22 protein-coding genes are annotated in these 17,987 nt (G+C 64.0%); 14 read left to right on the forward strand and 8 right to left on the reverse strand.

Annotation, left to right across the window (positions count from 1 at the left end):
- Positions 1-145: 145 nt before the first annotated feature.
- From ACWAT4_RS34830 to ACWAT4_RS34845, 4 genes are all read left to right on the forward strand, one after another.
- Entirely contained in the window at positions 146-586 is a 441-nt protein-coding gene (locus ACWAT4_RS34830; RefSeq protein ID WP_212297037.1) for a nuclear transport factor 2 family protein, read from the forward strand.
- Between the two features lie 223 nt (positions 587-809).
- Positions 810-1,736 carry a hypothetical protein gene (locus ACWAT4_RS34835; RefSeq protein WP_449729215.1) on the forward strand — a complete coding sequence of 309 codons (927 nt, stop codon included), beginning with the start codon at positions 810-812 and terminating at the stop codon, positions 1,734-1,736.
- A gap of 172 nt (positions 1,737-1,908) precedes the next feature.
- Positions 1,909-2,337: a hypothetical protein gene (locus ACWAT4_RS34840; protein ID WP_212297039.1), complete on the forward strand. Its 429-nt coding sequence runs from the start codon at positions 1,909-1,911 to the stop codon at positions 2,335-2,337.
- Positions 2,338-2,651: 314 nt separating this feature from the next.
- Complete coding sequence (locus ACWAT4_RS34845; protein WP_212297040.1) at positions 2,652-2,789, forward strand: hypothetical protein; 138 nt, start codon at positions 2,652-2,654, stop codon at positions 2,787-2,789.
- 43 nt (positions 2,790-2,832) lie between these two features.
- Here ACWAT4_RS34845 and ACWAT4_RS34850 read toward each other — a convergent pair whose 3' ends face one another.
- From ACWAT4_RS34850 to ACWAT4_RS34860, 3 genes are all read right to left on the reverse strand, one after another.
- Positions 2,833-2,979: a hypothetical protein gene (locus ACWAT4_RS34850; protein ID WP_167561217.1), complete on the reverse strand. Its 147-nt coding sequence runs from the start codon at positions 2,977-2,979 to the stop codon at positions 2,833-2,835.
- A 200-nt stretch (positions 2,980-3,179) separates the two neighbouring features.
- Entirely contained in the window at positions 3,180-3,659 is a 480-nt protein-coding gene (locus ACWAT4_RS34855) for a MaoC family dehydratase (RefSeq protein WP_212427309.1), read from the reverse strand.
- Positions 3,659-4,111: a MaoC family dehydratase gene (locus ACWAT4_RS34860; RefSeq protein ID WP_212297420.1), complete on the reverse strand. Its 453-nt coding sequence runs from the start codon at positions 4,109-4,111 to the stop codon at positions 3,659-3,661. The genes ACWAT4_RS34855 and ACWAT4_RS34860 overlap by 1 nt, the downstream gene beginning before the upstream one ends.
- A 159-nt stretch (positions 4,112-4,270) precedes the next feature.
- On the opposite strand from ACWAT4_RS34860, the gene ACWAT4_RS34865 reads away from it, so the two are divergent.
- Both ACWAT4_RS34865 and ACWAT4_RS34870 read left to right on the forward strand, forming a co-directional pair.
- Positions 4,271-4,567: a DUF4282 domain-containing protein gene (locus ACWAT4_RS34865; RefSeq protein ID WP_092230128.1), complete on the forward strand. Its 297-nt coding sequence runs from the start codon at positions 4,271-4,273 to the stop codon at positions 4,565-4,567.
- Positions 4,568-4,687: 120 nt separating this feature from the next.
- Positions 4,688-5,248 (forward strand): acyltransferase, encoded by a 561-nt coding sequence (locus ACWAT4_RS34870; protein ID WP_349629535.1) that lies wholly within the window; start codon positions 4,688-4,690, stop codon positions 5,246-5,248.
- Positions 5,249-5,279: 31 nt separating this feature from the next.
- Here ACWAT4_RS34870 and ychF read toward each other — a convergent pair whose 3' ends face one another.
- The 4 genes from ychF to ACWAT4_RS34890 form a co-directional block, all read right to left on the reverse strand.
- Positions 5,280-6,377, reverse strand: coding sequence for a redox-regulated ATPase YchF (gene ychF, locus ACWAT4_RS34875; RefSeq protein ID WP_212297044.1), 1,098 nt, complete (start codon positions 6,375-6,377; stop codon positions 5,280-5,282).
- A 5-nt stretch (positions 6,378-6,382) separates the two neighbouring features.
- The gene (pth, locus tag ACWAT4_RS34880; protein WP_212297045.1) at positions 6,383-6,988 is read right to left on the reverse strand and encodes an aminoacyl-tRNA hydrolase; all 606 of its coding nucleotides are present in this window, start codon (positions 6,986-6,988) and stop codon (positions 6,383-6,385) included.
- Between the two features lie 58 nt (positions 6,989-7,046).
- The gene (locus tag ACWAT4_RS34885) at positions 7,047-7,772 is read right to left on the reverse strand and encodes a 50S ribosomal protein L25/general stress protein Ctc (protein WP_212297046.1); all 726 of its coding nucleotides are present in this window, start codon (positions 7,770-7,772) and stop codon (positions 7,047-7,049) included.
- Positions 7,773-8,030: 258 nt separating this feature from the next.
- A complete protein-coding gene (locus tag ACWAT4_RS34890; RefSeq protein ID WP_027534243.1) occupies positions 8,031-8,282 on the reverse strand; it encodes an accessory factor UbiK family protein in 252 nt (83 codons plus the stop codon).
- A gap of 195 nt (positions 8,283-8,477) precedes the next feature.
- On the opposite strand from ACWAT4_RS34890, the gene ACWAT4_RS34895 reads away from it, so the two are divergent.
- The 8 genes from ACWAT4_RS34895 (at position 8,478) to ACWAT4_RS34930 (ending at position 16,451) form a co-directional block, all read left to right on the forward strand.
- Positions 8,478-9,209: a dienelactone hydrolase family protein gene (locus ACWAT4_RS34895; protein WP_212446537.1), complete on the forward strand. Its 732-nt coding sequence runs from the start codon at positions 8,478-8,480 to the stop codon at positions 9,207-9,209.
- Positions 9,210-9,415: 206 nt separating this feature from the next.
- A complete protein-coding gene (gene lgt / locus ACWAT4_RS34900) occupies positions 9,416-10,258 on the forward strand; it encodes a prolipoprotein diacylglyceryl transferase (RefSeq protein ID WP_212297049.1) in 843 nt (280 codons plus the stop codon).
- Between the two features lie 21 nt (positions 10,259-10,279).
- On the forward strand, positions 10,280-11,398 hold the full coding sequence (locus ACWAT4_RS34905) for a class I SAM-dependent methyltransferase (RefSeq protein WP_212427305.1): 1,119 nt from the start codon (positions 10,280-10,282) through the stop codon (positions 11,396-11,398).
- Positions 11,398-12,165 (forward strand): peptidoglycan editing factor PgeF, encoded by a 768-nt coding sequence (gene pgeF, locus ACWAT4_RS34910; protein WP_212427304.1) that lies wholly within the window; start codon positions 11,398-11,400, stop codon positions 12,163-12,165. Before ACWAT4_RS34905 ends, pgeF begins: the two co-directional genes overlap by 1 nt.
- A gap of 183 nt (positions 12,166-12,348) precedes the next feature.
- Positions 12,349-12,969 (forward strand): hypothetical protein, encoded by a 621-nt coding sequence (locus tag ACWAT4_RS34915; protein WP_212427303.1) that lies wholly within the window; start codon positions 12,349-12,351, stop codon positions 12,967-12,969.
- A 194-nt stretch (positions 12,970-13,163) separates the two neighbouring features.
- A complete protein-coding gene (locus tag ACWAT4_RS34920) occupies positions 13,164-14,117 on the forward strand; it encodes a ribose-phosphate pyrophosphokinase (RefSeq protein ID WP_212297053.1) in 954 nt (317 codons plus the stop codon).
- Between the two features lie 274 nt (positions 14,118-14,391).
- Complete coding sequence (locus tag ACWAT4_RS34925; protein ID WP_212297054.1) at positions 14,392-15,420, forward strand: putative zinc-binding metallopeptidase; 1,029 nt, start codon at positions 14,392-14,394, stop codon at positions 15,418-15,420.
- Positions 15,417-16,451: a D-alanine--D-alanine ligase family protein gene (locus ACWAT4_RS34930; protein WP_212297055.1), complete on the forward strand. Its 1,035-nt coding sequence runs from the start codon at positions 15,417-15,419 to the stop codon at positions 16,449-16,451. Before ACWAT4_RS34925 ends, ACWAT4_RS34930 begins: the two co-directional genes overlap by 4 nt.
- 49 nt (positions 16,452-16,500) lie before the next feature.
- On the opposite strand, the gene ACWAT4_RS34935 is transcribed toward ACWAT4_RS34930, so the two are convergent.
- Positions 16,501-17,970: a methyl-accepting chemotaxis protein gene (locus ACWAT4_RS34935; RefSeq protein WP_212297056.1), complete on the reverse strand. Its 1,470-nt coding sequence runs from the start codon at positions 17,968-17,970 to the stop codon at positions 16,501-16,503.
- Positions 17,971-17,987: the final 17 nt, after the last annotated feature.

The raw sequence follows: 17,987 nt of genomic DNA on the forward strand, positions 1-17,987 counted from the left end.
TGTGCATTGCGAAAACGTGAATTGCGTTTTGGCCGAAATCCCGTACTTTGTTCGCATACAAATGAGTTCAGCGGCCCCGGGGCACATTACGGTGCATGGGGTTGTTTTCCGTTTTTTCCGCTAGCCAGCTTCAGGACTGCCCAAAATGACAGAGCACAGCCTCTGGCGTTTCTCGCGCGCGTTGCACCGCGCGATCAACGACCGGCATTTCGAGGATATCGAGGCCCTGATCGACGAGGACGTCGACTGGGCGGTCTACGGCCCGATCGACATGTTTCCGTTCCTGGGCGCACGCCAGGGCAAGGCGGCGGTGCTCCAGGTCATCCGCCAGCTCGCCGACAATTTCCACGTCCGCCGTTTCGACCGCGAGAGCATCATGCTGGGCATCGATTCCGCCTCGTCGATGCTGCGCTATTCGCTCACGGCGCTGGATTCCGACAAGCCGATCAGCTTGCGCGTCGCGCAGTTCGCCCAGTTCAGAGCGGACCGGCTCATCAACATGCGTGTGCTGATCGACACTTTCGATCTGGTCGAACAGGCACTCGGCCGCGCCATTCATCTGCCAAAGATGACCAGCGTCGGCTGAGGGGGACACCAACGGGCTCCGAGAGTTCGGGGCCGATCGATCGATGCTCCCGCGATTTTGTCCTGGCCTCCAGCCCCGCCGGATGCCGTCGCGGAGATGCTCGTCATCGGGCGCGCGCTTTCCCGCGCGGCCCGTTGGTTCGTTATCTGGAGTGGTGCCGGCGCCACAATTTTGCAACGATAGCGCCGCATCCTGTGCGCGAACTGGGCTTGCGGGCAAGGCAATGGAATTCACGACAGGTTTTGGCTGGAGCAGGCTGCTGCTGGCGGCCGTGTTCATTTTCGGCTCGGCGCTGACGGCCCAGGCGCAGATCATTCCGCCCTTCTCCCCCGCCCCCACCCCCGCTGCGGCCACGCCGGACGATGAGGAGGCCGAGGTCGCCGAGGCCCCCGACGTCAATGACGCCGACGTGCTCAAAGGTATCGACGTCGACAAGCTCGACTGGAGCCAGCTTGCCATCGACGCCGGCACGCTGAACGACATCATCGCCGCCAAGAAGCGCGCGCAGGCCGCCGCCAATAACGGCATGAACTGGTCGTCCAATGCCAACGCCAACGGCTCCTCGGCCGTGACGGTGAAGCAGTCGGTCTCCTCGTTCTGGGACACCCGCGTCGGCGCTGACATGACGGTGGCAAAAGAGCCGACCACGATGTCGGAGCTGCTGGCGCAGAAGGCCGAAAATGGCGGCAACCTGCCGCAATCCTCCGGCAGCGCCTGGGCCGCGGCGACCGCGCCGGGTGCGGGCGCGATCTGGGACAAGACGGCGGTCGAAGCCCGCGTCGATCCCGGCTCTGAACAGAGCAAGCTCGGAGCGTCGCTGACCAAATCGGTGCCGCTGTCGAGCGATTATTCGCTGACGCTCCAGAACGGTTACAGCGTCAATCAGCAGGGCACCACGGCGCTGCCCGGCGTCGGCGGGCACATCACCCGCAATTACGGGACCGACCAATCCGCCAAGGTCGAGATCACCGACACCGGCACCAGCATCAGCGCCGGCCAGACCATGTCGACCAGCGACGACAAATGGCTGCGCAAGGTCGGCGCCGAGCAGAAGCTGTTCGACAACGTCACCGTCTCCGGCTCGGTCGGCGAAACCTCGCAAGGCGCGATCAACAAGAGCCTGACGGCGGGCTTCAAGAAGAGCTGGTGAGCTTTCTTTAGACTCCCGTAACCATACGCCACGGCAAAACCCCCGAATGGTCCGCCCTTGCCGCATCTCGGCCCCGTTGCGGTCAAAATCCGACGCACAGATGCACCGAGCTGACACACATCGTCGTGCGGGGGACACTCGCGCTGCGCTCAACGCGAACAGGGGAACAACGATGAACGCCATGCGTCCGGAAAAGACCGAAGCCGCCACCGAGACCGAGACGGTCGACAGCAACCTCGCCGCCGTGACTGAAGTCGAGGCCGGCATCCGCGATTTCGTCCGCAACGACATCGCCTATCTGCGCCGGCCGGCAACGGCGACCACTACCGACGCGCCGCCGCTCGATCCGAGCGCGGAAGCCACCGTCACCAACGTCAACTCGCTGATCCAGCGCGTCGCCGGCACCTCGCTCGCCGAGATCGAGAATCTGATCTCCGAGCTCGAGAGCCTGCGCGACCTGCTCCATGCCGAAGGCCAGCGCGTCCAGCGCGAGATCTCGGGCTACGCCCAGCTCAGCCAGGCCGCGATGAAGTCGACTCGCATGATCGCCGACAACGTCGCGCAGTGGAAGCGCGCCGCCGACGGCCTGCGCAACAGCTGATCATACGCACCAAGCACCACCCGGCCGCCGCGATCCGCAAGGGGCGCGGCGGTTTTGATTCTGGGGGCGTGACGGGTGCTCGCTGTCTCGCCAACACAGGTGTCATCACCCGCGAAAGCGGGTGATCCAGTATTCCAGAGACGATTGTGGTTGAGCCAAGGCGCAGCAGCGTACTGGATGCCCCGGTCAAGCCGGGGCAGGACAGCGCTGGATGCGGCCGCGAAGAGAGTGCGGGTTGAACCCTCCACCCCGCCCCGGCGACCAATGCCAAGCGCCCGCAGCTTCCTTCAGCCGGGCCTCAGGGACATTTTCAAATGGAAAGCATTCGGCCCGATAACGCGGACCCGATACCGCTGCGGTCCGCACCGAACCAGTTCGGGACCATCATGCTGCGCTTTGTCGGGCTGCTGGCTGTTGCGGTCGCGATCTTGGCGTTCGTCTACAGCCGCTGAGGGCGGAGGCCGCGCTGCGGCCTCTTAAGGAATTAACGAGCCCTTAACGGCTCGCATCGACCACTGAGGCTTCCAGGGTGTAGGCGCCGTCGGCATAGCCCTTCACCACCATGCCGGCCACCAGCATCACGGCCAGCGTCGCGGTAGCGAAGATAAATCCGACCAGCTTGAGTGCGCCGCGATCTGCCATTGTCCTCGTCCCCTGTCCTCTGCCCAGTTCGTTCAAATAGACAGCGACAGGTTCATAATTGGTTAGCAACTCGATGGTTCCGGCAGCTGCTTCGTGAGCGCCAGCCATCTCGGGGAGGCTTATGGCAGCCGTCCTGAATCGCGTCCATAGCGCGCGAGCAACACTCGCGCCCGTTTTCGTCCGTTCATTCTGGAACTGGTCTAAGCGCCCTTCCGCATCGGCACGAAGGCGCTGGCGGTAATGGAATAGACGTCCTCGCCGCGCTGGTTGGTGCCGGTGGTGCGGGCGGTCAGAATGCCCCAGCCTGGGCGCGAGGCGGAACTGCGCTTGTCGATGATGACGCTGACATAGCTGATCGTGTCATCGGCCAGCACGGGCTTGATCCAGCGCAGGTTGCGAAAGCCCGGTGACGGACCCCACACCGCGACCTCCTCGCCGCGCGCAGCGGCTTCGCGCGCCAGACGCTGGCCGTCGGCGACAAGGAGGCTCATGCAGGCCGAGCCGACATGCCAGCCGGAGGCCGCAAGCCCCCCGAACAGCGAGTTCTTGCCTTCCTCCTCGTCGAGGTGAAAACGTTGCGGATCGAACTTGGCGGCGAAAGTCTTGATGGAGTCCGCCGTGAAATGATAGGCGCCGATCTCGCGGCGATGGCCGATCTCGATATCCTCGAAGAACCGCATCAGACCGCTCCCGCGCGCCGCTCGATCAGGATCGGCGAGGTCATCTCGCACAGCGCTTCGCCCTTGGCGTTGCGCACCGTGCATCTGAACTTGACGATGCCGAGGTTGGGTCTGCTCTTCGACGTGCGCGCCTCGAGCACGTCGACATCGAGCGTCAGGTCGTCACCAGGCCTCAGCGGCGAGAGCCAACGCACCTCGTCGACCCCGGGAGATCCGAGCGAAGCGGCGCGGGTAATGAAACCATCGGCCATCATCCGCATCATCAGCGAGCAGAGGTGCCAGCCCGAGCCGGACAGGCCGCGCAGCATGCTCTTGCTGGCGGCCTCCTCGTCCAGATGCATCGGTTGCGGATCGAACTCGGCGGCAAAGGCCAGGATCTCGTCGCGGGTGACGTGGCGCGGGCCGAACGTTCCATACCGGCCGGTCGGGAAATCTTCGAATGTCAGGGTCATCTTGGAAAAGCTTTGCGGGAAGGACAGATTGTGGCCGCACTTTGCGGCAATCTCAACCCGCCGGCCCGCATGGCTCATGCTACATTCGGCGAGTCGGGCCGGACCTGCCTCATTGTCGGATGGACGCGGCCGGGGGCGCGATTTGCCCGGGGGAGAGAGATGTTTTCATTCAGCGATCTGTTTCAGTGGGACCGCTTCATCACGCCGACGATCATCAAGACCTTCTACTGGCTGGTGATCGGCGTGATCTGCCTGTTCGGACTCTCCGGAATTTTTGCCGGTCTCACCGCGATGGCGATCAGCCCGTTCGCCGGCTTCCTGGTGGTGCTGGAATCGATCGCGGGCGTCGTCGTTGGCGTGGTGTTCTCACGCATCGCCGCCGAATTGATCCTGATCGTATTCCGCATCAACGAGCATCTCGGCGCGATCCGGGATCAGGGCGGCGGGATGCGATAGGACGCAGGTGCCGTCGACGCACGCTTCCTTCGTCGTTGTTCACCGCGTATTTACGCGCGGGTGACAGGCTCGGCCCGACATAAGAGGCGCGGTGCGCCACAAGGGGCAGGAGCGAATGTCGTGCGCAAGATCGAGAACCCGGTGCTGCGGGCCGGTGCGCTCTTGTTCTTCGCCTGTCGGCGCGCCTGGCTGACGGTAAGGTACGGGCGCCGACTCCAGCTCGGACCCGGGATCGTGCTCAAAGGTCGGCTGGTGCTCGGTCGCGGGGTCCGGGTGTCGATCGGCGCGAACTGCCGGATCGGCAAGCGCGTGCTCATCACCGGGCGTGGCCAGGTGACGGTCGGCAATGACACCTTGCTCAACGGCTGCTGGATCGGCTGCGAGCAGAAGGTCGACATCGGGTCGTTCTGCTTGATCAGCGACTGCGACATCGTCGACACGGACTTTCACAACCTTCCCCCGCGGCTTCGGCACGAGCCCGCGGTTGCTCGGGCCATCGCGCCGGTGCACATCGGGGACAACGTGTGGGTGGGCGCGCGTTCAATCGTGCTCAAGGGAGTGACGATCGGCGACCACTCGGTCGTGGGTGCCGGAACGGTGGTGCGTGAGGACATCGCCCCGCGCCTGGTCGTCGCCGGAAACCCGGCGGCTGTCGTCAAGCAGTTCCGCGACGACGAATAGGCAGGCACGAATAGGCGCTGCCGTCGACGCGCTAGTTATTGAACCGGAAATGCATCACGTCGCCGTCCGCGACGACGTATTCCTTGCCTTCGAGCCGCAGCTTGCCGGCATCGCGGGCGCCGGCTTCGCCGTTGAACGCGACGTAATCCTCATAGGCGATGGTCTCGGCGCGGATGAAGCCCTTCTCGAAGTCGGTGTGGATCACACCGGCCGCACCCGGCGCCTTGGTGCCGCGATAGATGGTCCAGGCGCGCGCTTCCTTCGGACCCACCGTGAAATAGGTGATGAGGTCGAGCAGCGTGTAGCCGGCGCGGATCAAGCGGTCGAGGCCGGCCTCTTCCAGACCCAGGGTCTCCAGGAAGTCGGCGCGCTCCTCGCGCGAGATGGTGGCGATCTCGGATTCGATCTTGGCGGAGATGACGACGGCTACCGCGCCTTCCTTGGCGGCCTGCTCCTGCACCGCCTTCGAGAACGAGTTGCCGGTCGCGGCCGAACCTTCCTCGACGTTGCAGACATAGAGCACGGGCTTCGACGACAACAGGCCGAGCATGCCGAACGCGCGCTCCTCTTCCACCTTGCGCTCGACGAGGCGCGCGGGCTTGCCTTCGCGCAGGAGCACCAGCGTGCGGTTGACGAGGTCGAGCTGCTCCTTGGCGTCCTTGTCGTTGCCCTTGGCCTTCTTGGTCAGGTTGTCGACGCGCTTCTCGAGGCTGTCGAGGTCGGCGAGCATCAACTCGGTCTCGATGGTCTCGATGTCCGCGAGCGGAGCGATCTTGCCTTCGACATGGGTGATGTCGGAATCTTCAAAGCAGCGCACGACATGCGCGATGGCGTCGACCTCGCGGATGTTGGCCAGGAATTGGTTGCCGAGGCCTTCACCCTTGGAAGCGCCGCGCACGAGGCCGGCGATATCGACGAAGGTCAGCCGGGTCGGAATGATCTGGCCCGATTTGGCGATCGCCGCGAGCTTGTCGAGCCGCGGATCTGGCACGGCGACCTCGCCGACATTCGGCTCGATGGTGCAGAACGGATAGTTCGCGGCCTGCGCCGCGGCCGTCTCGGTCAGCGCATTGAACAAGGTCGACTTGCCGACATTGGGCAATCCGACGATTCCGCATTTGAATCCCACGAGCGTTATTCCTTGCCGTTCTCGTCCTTGGTCAAAAATCCCTTCGCCTGCATCGCAAGATGCACCCTGTTGGCGAAGGTCGCGTCCGTGCCCTTGGCGACCAGTGCGGCGTGCTCAGCCACCGCATCGCAGAGCGTCGTCACCCACTCATTGTCGGCCTTGGCGAAGTCCGACAGGACATGGCCGTGCACCATCTCCTTGACGCCGGGATGACCAATGCCGAGCCGTACCCGGCGATAGTCGTTGCCGATATGCGCCGAGATCGAGCGCAGGCCGTTGTGGCCGGCGATGCCGCCACCGATCTTCACCCGTACCTTGCCCGGCGGCAGCTCGAGCTCGTCGTGAAACACCGTGGTGTCGCCCGGCGCGATCTTGAAGAAGCTCGCAGCCTCCTGAACGCTGCGGCCGGAATCGTTCATGTAGGTCGTGGGCTTGAGCAGGATCACGCGCTCAGTGCCGAGCGTGCCCTCCGAGGTCTCGCCCTGAAATCGGCGACGCCACGGCGCAAAGCCATGACGCCGCGCAATCTCGTCGACGGCCATGAAGCCGATATTGTGCCGGTTACGTGCGTATTTCGCGCCGGGATTGCCGAGCCCAACAAAGAGTCGCATGACGCGGCGCGCCCCTCGCTCGGCGCGCGATCAGAGACCGCGCGCCAGCTTTGAGAGATTACTTCTTCTTGTCGCCGCCGGCGGGGGCCTTGGCGGCCGCAGCCGGAGCAGCAGCACCCGCGGCCGGAGCCGCAGCGCCAGCCGCCGGAGCAGCCGCAGCACCCGGAGCCGCGCCACCAGCAGCAGCCGCAGCCGCAGCCTTCTGCTCTTCGGCGTAGCCGGACGGCGGCACGATGGTGACGAGGGTCGCGTCCTCGCGGGTCAGCGCCTTGACGCCGGTCGGAAGCTTGACGTCCGACAGATGCAAGGAGTGGCCGATTTCCAGCGAGCCGACATCGGCTTCGATGTATTGCGGGATGTTCTCGACGCCGCATTCGAGCTCGATGGCGTGGGCGACGATGTTGACGGTGCCGCCGCGCTTCACGCCGGGCGAACCTTCGGCCTTCACCACATGCAGCGGAACGCTGATGCGGATGGTGGCGCCTTCGCCGAGACGCATGAAGTCGACGTGGATCGGGAAGTCCTTGACCGGATCGAGGTGGTAATCGCGCGGAATCACGCGGTGCTTCTTGCCCTCGAGGTCGATGTCGACCAGCGTGGTCAGGAACCGGCCGGCAAGGATGCGCTGGCGCAGCTCGCGATCTTCGATCGAGATCGTGACGGGGGGCTGGTTGTTACCATAGATCACTCCGGGCACTCGCCCGGCGCGACGCTCAGCCCGGGCGGCCCCCTTGCCGCTCTTCGGACGTGCGGTCGCCTTCAATTCCTTGACGGTCGTCGCCATGTCGTTAAGTCCTTGTTTTTGCAAAAGTTAATGGGCCGCAGCGCGGCCCATGGCATCGTTCGCAGCAAGCCTCCAGGGGTGCGGGGGCCACGAACTGGCGGGCTTTTACCCGGAAGATGCGGAAATGACAAGGAGATTGGGCTACCGGGTGGACCGGGTTTGCCGTCATTCCGGGGCGGTCGCGATAGCGGCCGAACCCGGAATCTCCGGATTCCGCGTTCGATGCTGCGCATCGATCCGGAATGACACCAAAGAAACCTACCCCCCGAGCTTGGCCTCCAGCGCTGCGATGCGCGCCTTGAGGGCCTCGTTCTCCTCGCGTGCCAGGCGGGCCATGTCCTTGACCGCCTCGAACTCCTCGCGCTTGACCAGATCCATGTCGCGCAGGAACTTCTCCGCCTGCGTCCGCATCACCGTGTCGAACTCGCGCTTGACGCCCTGGGCCGCACCGGCGGCATCGTTCATCATGCGGCCGATCTCGTCGAAAAACCGGTTGGTGGTCTGGGTCATGTCGGTCTCCTGATCGGTCTCTTTATCGGTCCCTTGGCGGCCTCGATAAACTTTGCGCGAACGCGCGAAAAGACAATGGCAATCCGCGGAGGCCGGTTCAAGGGCCACGCGGCGGTATCCTTGTCATGCCCCGGTTTCCTTGCAATCGTATTCAACGTCCCTGCATAACAAGAATCACAAGGCGGAACGCAAGACATGATCGAGCAGCAGATCGCAATTCCCACCAAGGACGGCCACACCGCGACTTTCATCGTCCATCCGGAGCGCGGCGGACCGTTTCCGGTCATCCTGTTCTACATGGACGCGCCGGCGATCCGTGAAGAGCTGCGCGACATGGCGCGCCGGCTCGCGACGTCGGGCTATTACGTGATGCTGCCGAACCTCTATTATCGCTCTGGCGTGATGGAGCTCGGCGCACTGCCGGCCGACCCGAACGCGCCCGAGCGCAAGCGCATGTTCGCGCTGATGAGCTCGCTCACTATTCCCCTGATCATGGACGACACGCGCGCGCTGCTCGCATATGCCGAGGGCCAGACGGCCGCGAACACAAAAATCGTCGGCGCCGTCGGCTATTGCATGAGCGGCCGCTACGCCGTCAACGCTGCCACGCATTTCCCCGATCGCGTTAAGGCCGCCGCCTCGATCTACGGTGTGCAGCTCGCGACCGATCAGGACGACAGCCCGCATCTCGCGGCGGGCAAGACCAAGGCCGAGCTCTATTTCGCCTGCGCCGAGACCGATATCTACGCGCCGCCGGAGATTATCGAGAAGGTCAAGGAGGGCATGAAAGGCGCCAAGGCCGAGGTCGAGATCTATCCCGGCACCCATCACGGCTTCGCCTTCCCCAAGCGTCCGGTCTATGACCGCGACGCCGCCGAACGGCATTGGGAGCGCCTGCTGGCGCTCTATCGCCGCAATCTTGTGTGAGCAGTATGGATCAGCGCATCCGCGAACTCGGTGCACCTCTCCCGCTTGCGGGGGAGGTCGGCGCGAAGCGCCGGGTGGGGGCTCTCGCCACGCTGGGAATCTTTCGGCGGAAGCACCCTCTCCCCTACCCTCCCCCGCAAGCGGGGGAGGGAGCGCACCTTCGTCCTGGTCACACACCAAACTTCACTTCTTGAAACCAAGGCGCGATGCCCTTTCTGCTCATCGACTTTCCATCCTTCAGTCCGATCGCGCTCGAGATCGGCCCGTTCGCGATCCGCTGGTACGCGCTCGGCTATATCTGTGGGATCACCTTCGGCTGGCTCTATGCGCGCTCGCTGTTGAAGAACCAGCGCCTGTGGGGCGGGCCGGCGCCGATCTCGCTGGTGCAGATCGACGACTTCATTCTATGGGTGACGCTCGGCATCATCCTCGGCGGCCGCACCGGCTACGTGCTGTTCTACAATCTGCCCTTCTTCGTCGAGCATCCGGCAGCTATCTTCAAATTGTGGGAAGGCGGCATGTCGTTCCACGGCGGCTTTCTCGGCTGCGTCGTGGCGGTGATGTGGTTCGCCCGAAAGAACGGCATCTCGATCCTGTCGCTCGGCGACATCACCTGCGGCGTCGCGCCGATCGGAATTTTCCTGGTGCGGCTGACCAACTTCATCAACGGCGAATTATGGGGCCGCCCCGCCGACCCTAGCCTGCCCTGGGCCATGATCTTCCCGACCGGCGGCGACGTGCCGCGCCATCCGAGCCAGCTCTATGAAGCGGGCATGGAGGGCCTCCTGCTCTTCGCCGTGCTCGCGGTGTTGATCCGCCTCGGCGCCTTGAAGCGGCCGGGCCTCATCCTCGGCAGCTTCATCCTGATCTACGGCCTGACCCGGATCATCGGCGAACATTTCCGCGAGCCGGACGTCCAGCTCGGCTACCTCTGGGGCGGATTAACCATGGGGATGCTGCTGTCGATCCCGATGCTTATCGTCGGCGGCGTACTTATTGTATTGGCAGTCAGGCGCGGTGCGCCGAAGCCCCTCGAGGCCATTCGTTAATTCATTTCGAGAAGACAGATCGTGACCGAACAGCCACTGCTCGACGAGATCAAGGCGCTGATCAAATCCTCAGGCCCCATGCCGGTCTGGCGGTACATGGAATTGTGCCTGATGCATCCGCGCTATGGCTATTACGTCTCGCGCGATCCGCTCGGGCGAGAAGGCGACTTCACCACTTCGCCCGAAGTCAGCCAGATGTTCGGCGAGCTCTTGGGCCTGTGGACCGCCTCGGTCTGGAAGCAGATGGGCTCACCGCAATTCCTGCGGCTCATCGAGCTCGGCCCCGGCCGCGGCACCATGATGGCGGATGCGCTGCGCGCGCTTCGCGTGTTGCCGCCGCTCTATCAGGCGCTTCACATCCACATGGTCGAGGTCAATCCCGTCCTGCGCGAACGGCAGAACGCAACGCTATCGGGCGTACGCAACAACATCGCCTGGCACGACAGCATCGACGACGTGCCCGACGGACCTAGCATCATCCTCGCCAACGAATATTTCGACGTGCTGCCGATCCACCAGATGGTGAAGCGCGAAGGCGGCTGGCACGAACGCGTGATCGAGATCGATCCCAACGGTAACCTCCAGTTCGGCGCGGCATCCGAGCCGACGCCACGCTTCGACGTGCTGCTGCCGTCTCTCGTGCGGGCGGCACCAGTCGGCGCCGTGTTCGAATGGCGGCCCGATACCGAGATCATGAAGCTCGCCACGCGCGTGCGCGACCAGGACGGCGCGGCACTGATCATCGACTACGGCCATATGCGCAGCGATGCCGGCGATACTTTTCAGGCTATCGCCCGCCACTCCTTCACCGATCCCCTGAAGGCGCCGGGCCAGGCCGACGTCACCGCCCATGTCGACTTCCAGGCGCTGGCGCGTGCCGCCGAGGACGTAGGCGCCCGCGTGCACGGACCGGTCACACAGGGTGACTTTCTCAAGCGCGTCGGCATCGACACGCGCGCGGCGGCACTGATGCAGAAGGCGACACCGGAGGTCGCCACCGACATTTCCGTGGCGTTGAAGCGGCTCACCGATACGGGGCGCAGCGGCATGGGCGCGATGTTCAAGGTGCTCTGCATCTCCGAGCCGCGGCTGTCAGGCATTGCCGGCCTCAGCGATCTCGAACAGGCCGGAGGGAATTGATGACGCTCACCTCGTCACTGCTGTCGGCGGTGCCCGGCCTGCGCCATGCTTTCTTCACGCGTGAGGGCGGCGTCTCCAACGGAATCTATTCCGCGCTGAACGGCGGGCTCGGCTCGAACGACGATCAGGCTCTCGTCGCGGAGAACCGCCGCCGCATGGCCGAGCATGTCGGCGTCGCAGCCGACCGCTTCGTCAGCCTGCATCAGATCCATTCGCCCGACGTCCTCGTCGCCGCTACGCCCTGGCCGAGCGGCCCGCGGCCGAAGGGGGATGCGCTGGTGACCAGGACGCCCGGCATCGCACTTGGCGTTTCCACCGCCGATTGCGGTCCGGTGCTGTTCGTCGATCCCCAAGCGCGCGTCATCGGCGGTGCGCATGCCGGCTGGAAGGGAGCGCTGACCGGCGTACTGGAGTCCACGATTCTGGCGATGGAGAAACTCGGCGCCACGCGCAGCGGCATCATCGCCGCGATCGGCCCCTTGATCCGGCAGGACAGCTACGAGGTCGGCAACGAGTTCGTCGCGCGTTTCATCGAGGCCGATGCGGATAACAAGATGTTCTTCATCCCGTCGGTGCGCGAGGGCCACGCAATGTTCGATCTCGCCGGCTTCATCCGCAAGCGGCTGGAAGCCGCCGGCATTCTGATGATCGACGACCTCGGCCTGGATACATATGCGGACGAACGCTTCTTCAGCTATCGCCGTTCAGTGCATCGCAAGGAGCCGGACTACGGCCGTCATGTTCACGCGATCGCGCTCGAAGGGTGAACACACAGGCAACATTAAGGACGGTCATTCCGGGGCGGCTCGAAGAGCCCAACCCGGAATCTCGAGATTCCGGGTTCGATGCTTTGCATCGCCCCTGCCACGATGATGCCCTGCCACGATGACAGTGGCCTGTGTCGCCTCTGCCCTAGACCTTAATCGATTTTAACGATATCGCTGCCCTCAATGAGGGAAGCGTCATCTTTTCTGCGCCGTGCGGGCTCGCGCGTGCTGGCGGTCATGCTGCTGGCGGCAGCGACTGCGCTCGCCGGCTGCGCCGGCGGCAACGCCCCTGCCAATTCCTACGCGATGGCGGCGCCGAGCGCCGGCTCCGGCGCGACGGTCGCCTTCGAGTCGATCGACGGACCGCCGCCGCAGGTGTTCGATCGCATGGTCGGCGTGCTCGACAGCGAATCCAAGCTGCGCAGCCTCTCGGTCGTCTCCCGCGAGGGGACGGCTGCCTACCGCGTGCGCAGCTACCTCTCCGCCCAAGTCGTGCGCGGCAAGACCATGATCGCCTGGGTCTGGGACGTCTACGACGCCAACCAGCAGCGGGCACTGCGCCTTTCCGGCGAGGAACCGACCGCGGCCAAGGGCGGAAAGGATCCGTGGCAAGCCGCCGACGACCTCGTGCTGCGGAAGATCGCCCAGGCCGGATTCAGCGGACTTTCCAATATGATCAACGGTGGGCCGGCCGATGCGCCGGGCTCGGTTCCCGGCCTGCGCGGCCCCGCCGTGGCAAGCGTGACGCCGGACGCTCCGGTGCCGGAGATGCCGGCCACGGCGCTCGGCTATGCCCAGCAATAACCCCCGCTAAACCACGGGCTCAGTTGCCAGCCAAGCCGTTGGCCCGACTCAGGATTTTCGGAGGGAAAACGTAGCATCCCGGGTTGCCATTGCGGCCTCTCGCCTGATATTTCCTCGCCCGTCGTAACCGTGCTGCCAGCGGGTATTTTTAGATGTTGAACGTCGTATCCAGCAAAGCGCGGGAGGAAGCGTCCATGTCGGCCAAGAACGGCTCCATCAAGCTCGTCTCCGGCAACTCCAATCCGGCTCTCGCCCAGGCCATCGCGCAGGGCCTGGACATGCCGCTGACCAAAGCGGTGGTCCGGCGCTTCGCCGACATGGAGATCTTCGTCGAGGTTCAGGAGAACATCCGCGGCTCGGACGCCTTCATCATCCAGTCGACCTCGTTTCCGGCGAACGACAATCTGATGGAGTTGCTGATCATCACCGACGCGCTGCGCCGCTCCTCGGCGCGCCGCATCACCGCAGTGATCCCCTATTTCGGCTATGCCAGGCAGGACCGCCGGTCCGGTTCGCGCACACCCATCTCGGCCAAGCTCGTCGCCAATCTGATCACCCATGCCGGCGTCGACCGCGTCATGACGCTCGACCTGCATGCCGGCCAGATCCAGGGCTTCTTCGACATCCCGACCGACAATCTGTTTGCGGCCCCCCTGATGGTGCGCGACATCCGCGAACGTTTCGACCTCAGCAAGGTGATGGTGGTCTCGCCCGACGTCGGCGGCGTGGCCCGCGCCCGCGGCCTCGCCAAGCGCATCAACACCCCGCTCGCGATCGTCGACAAGCGCCGCGAACGTCCGGGTGAATCCGAAGTCATGAACGTGATCGGCGACGTCTCCGGCTACAGTTGTATCCTGGTCGACGACATCGTCGATTCCGGCGGCACGCTGGTGAACGCAGCCGACGCGCTGATCGCCAAGGGCGCCAAGGACGTCTACGCCTACATCACCCACGGCGTGCTCTCCGGCGGCGCCGCGGCCCGCATCGCCGGCTCGAGGCTGAAAGAGCTGGTCATCACCGACTCGATCCTGCCGACGGAAGCCGTGACCAAGGCGCCAAACATCCGTACGCTGCCGATCGCCAGCCTGATCTCGGATGCGATCGCGCGCACCGCCGCTGAAGAGTCGGTGTCGAGCCTGTTCGACTGATTTCTTCGCCTCTCCCCGCTTGCGGGGAGAGGCCGGAATTCGAGCGAAGCTTGAATTCCGGGTGAGGGGGACTCTCCGCGAGTCCAACTGTCACCGTCCCCGTAGAGACTCCCCCTCACCCCACCCTGTCCCCGCAAGCGGGGCGAGGGAGCGCGCGCGTCTCCCATCCCTCACTCCGAGGCACCGCAGCACGTCCCAACCCCCACGGGTTGTTGCCCGCTCCCGCCCATGACATCATCCAGGTTTCGAGTCATCTCTGCCCTCTGGATGCCTGATGCCACGCCGGAAATTTGCTTGGGAAAAGCTGTCGGATGACGAGCTGCTCAAGCAGCGCCTGTCCAGCCTGAAGGTTACGGTCGAAGGCACCTGGCTCGAGGATTGCGTCGCCACGCTCCATGAGGAGATGGAAGAGCAAGGGATCCGGCTGCGGCCGCACACATGGATCTCAAGCGAATGGTTCAGTCCGGGAGATGTGCCCGGGATCGCGATCCCCTTCTATCTCGCCCATCCCCGCCTGATGAAGCTCGAGAAGAAGATGATGTTCGACGTCGAGGGCGGAACCTGGCGCGAGTGCATGGCCATCCTCCGTCACGAGGCAGGCCATGCCATACAGCACGGCTTCCAGTTGCAGCGGCGACGGCGCTGGCAGCAATTGTTCGGGCCGTCGTCGAAACACTATCCCCGCTACTACCGTCCCAATCCGGCGAGCCGGCGATACGTCCAGCACCTCCGGCTCTGGTACGCACAGAGCCACCCCGACGAAGACTTTGCCGAGACCTTTGCGGTATGGCTGCGGCCGCGCTCGAACTGGCGGACGCGATACGCCGGCTGGCCGGCGCTGAAGAAGCTCGAATATGTCGACGAGCTGATGGGCGAGATCGCGGGAGAGCGACCGCTAATCACGACGCGGGAACGCGTCGATCCACTGAACAGGCTCAGCCAGACGCTCGAAGATCATTACAAGAAGAAGCAGGCGTTCTACGCCTTCACGCCACCGAAGACCTACGACCGCGACCTCTCCCGGCTATTTTCCGCCGATCCACGGCATCACCGGTCCAAGCCCGCTTCGAGCCTGATCCGGCGGCACCGCGCCCAGATCAGACAGCTGGTCGCGCGATGGACGGGCGAGAATCAGCTCACGCTCGATGCCGTGCTTGACGACATGATCTCCCGCTGCCGCGAGCTCGACCTGCGCGCCGTGGGCCCCGAACAGAAGCTCGTTCTCGATTTCACTGTCCTCGTGACCGCCAAGACGATGCACGCGCTGTTTGGCCCGTCTCGGCGCAAATGGATCGCGCTATGAGACGACTCCGAATTCTCGTGCTGATGCATCCGGACTTCATGCCGCCCGACTCTTCGGACGGATACACTCCGCAGGAGATCAACAATTGGAAAACGGAATACGACGTCGTCAGCACCTTGCGCGCGTCCGGCCATGAGGTCCGCGCACTCGGCGCGCAGGAAGAAATCAGGCCGGTCCGCGAAGCGATCGAAGAGTTCAAGCCGCACGTTGTTTTCACGCTGCTGGAGGAATTCCACAACAACGTCGCCTACGACCAGCACATCGCCAGCTATCTCGAGCTGATGAAGGTGCCTTATACCGGGTGCAATCCGCGCGGCCTGATCCTGGCGCGCGGCAAGGACCTGTCCAAGACGCTGGTGCATCACCGCCGCATCGCCGCGCCGGCCTTTGCCGTCTTCCCGATGCGGCGCAAGGTGAAACGACCAACGCGTCTTGCGCTGCCGCTGATCGTCAAGGCCCTCAACATGGATGGGTCCTTCGGCATCTCGCAGGCCTCCATCGTCGACACGGACGAGAAGCTCGCCGAACGGGTCGCCTTCATCCATGAGCGAGTCGAGACCGCCGCCATCGCCGAGCAATTCATCGAGGGGCGGGAGCTCTATGTCGGCGTGCTCGGCAACAACCGGCTGCGCGTGCTGCCGGTCTGGGAATTGAAATTCGGCAACATGGGCGGGCGCAGGTCACGCCACATCGCGACCGAAAGGGCCAAGCACGACACCGATTATCAGGAGCGCGTCGGCATTGTCGACGGGCCGGCGAAAGACCTTGCGCCCGAAGTCACCGCGCGCATTCAGCGAGCCGCGAAGCGCATCTACCGGGCGCTCGGCCTCGACGGCTACGCGCGCATCGATTTCCGTCTCGCCGCCGACGGCACGCCGTATTTCATCGAAGCCAACCCGAACCCGGAAATCGCCAAGAGCCAGGAGTTCGCCACGGCGGCTGAACATGATGGGCTCAAATACAGGGAGCTCCTGCATCGCATCCTGACGCTTGGGATCAGCCGTGCCAAGGCGGGCGTGTCTCTGGGCTGACGGCAGAGGCCGCCGCGAGTTCCTGGGCGGCGGGCACACGCCCGCCAAATCAAGCCACATTCATGGACTCGAGGAACTCCTTGACCTCCGCCCTCATCCGTTGTGATTGGAATGACAGGCTGTTTGCAGCATCATGCAGCCTTGTCGCCAATCGGCTCGCTTCTTCAGATGCCTGATTGACGCTGAGAATATTGTTGTTGACTTCGCGCGTTCCGTTAGCAGCTTGCTGGACGCTACCCGCGATCTCACGGGTTGCGACGCTCTGCTGGTCGATGGCCGCCGAGATTTCGTTGGATATTTGGTCTATTTCCACAATAGTGCCGTTGATTGCCTGAATGGCATTGACAGCTTCGCCGGTGGCGCTCTGGATGTCCTGGACCTGTGCGGAGATCTCTTCTGTTGCCTTTGCGGTCTGGTTGGCCAGGGCCTTAACTTCGCTGGCTACGACGGCGAATCCCTTGCCGTGCTCGCCCGCCCGCGCGGCCTCGATCGTCGCGTTGAGCGCCAACAAGTCGGTCTGATTCGCAATGCCCTGGATCAATGTCACGACCTCGCCGATCTTCTGCGTTCCTGCAGCGAGACTCTCGACGATCCGGCTCGTCCGCCGCGCTTCTTTGGCCGCCTTGGCCGCGATCTCCGCCGACCGCGTGACCTGATGCGAGATGCTGCCGATCGAGGCCGAGAGTTCTTCTGTCGCCGACGCAACCGTTGCCACGTTTGCTGACGCGTGAATGGACGCCTCCGCGGCCGCTGCGGCCTTTTGCATGGTCTCGACATTGCTGACGCTCATCGAGGAAGACACGCCCTGCATCTCGCTCGCTCCCGCCGCGACCCCTTCGACGATGACCCCGACCTTGCGTTCAAACCCGGCTGCGAGCTCGCACCTGGTCGCGTCACGATCCTGCTTAGCTTTGCGCTCGGCTTCGGCACGCTCTTGATTGGCACGCGCTTCGGCTGCATTCGCGTGTTCAGCTTCGGCCGTCTTCTGCGCAGCAGTCTCGAACAGGCGCGAGAGCATGAACGCGAGCCAGCTGAGCACACCCGCCTCAATCAGAAGAATGACCGCGTGTAGGACCACGCGTCCGAAATCGGCGCCGCCGGGATAGATCGCCGACGGCAGAAGGAAATTGAGCACCAAGTGATGCAGCGCGACCGCCACCGTGGCTGCGATGATCGGCCGATAGTCGCAATAGGCGACAAGACAGGCCAACGCAGCAAAAAAATACATGTGCATGTCGATCTGCCAAGTATGACCAGCCAGCTGGAATGCAAACACCGACACGCCACCCATCAAAGCTACTGCGAAGATCAGCCGGGTCGAAAGGTCGCTGCCCGATGCGCGCCAAGACGCTGTCGCAGCCAGCGCCATCCCGATCATGACAGTCGCCGGCATCAACCAATCGGCGCCGCGCATCACCCCGACGGCGACTGCGATCGGAACATGGAGCCAAAGCACGACGAGCAAGGTCTTGCTGGTGGTCTCACGCAAGGTTGCGAGATCATCGCCCTTGATGCTCATTCCCGTATCCCCCAATG

The organism is Bradyrhizobium sp. T-1 (genome assembly GCF_053592855.1).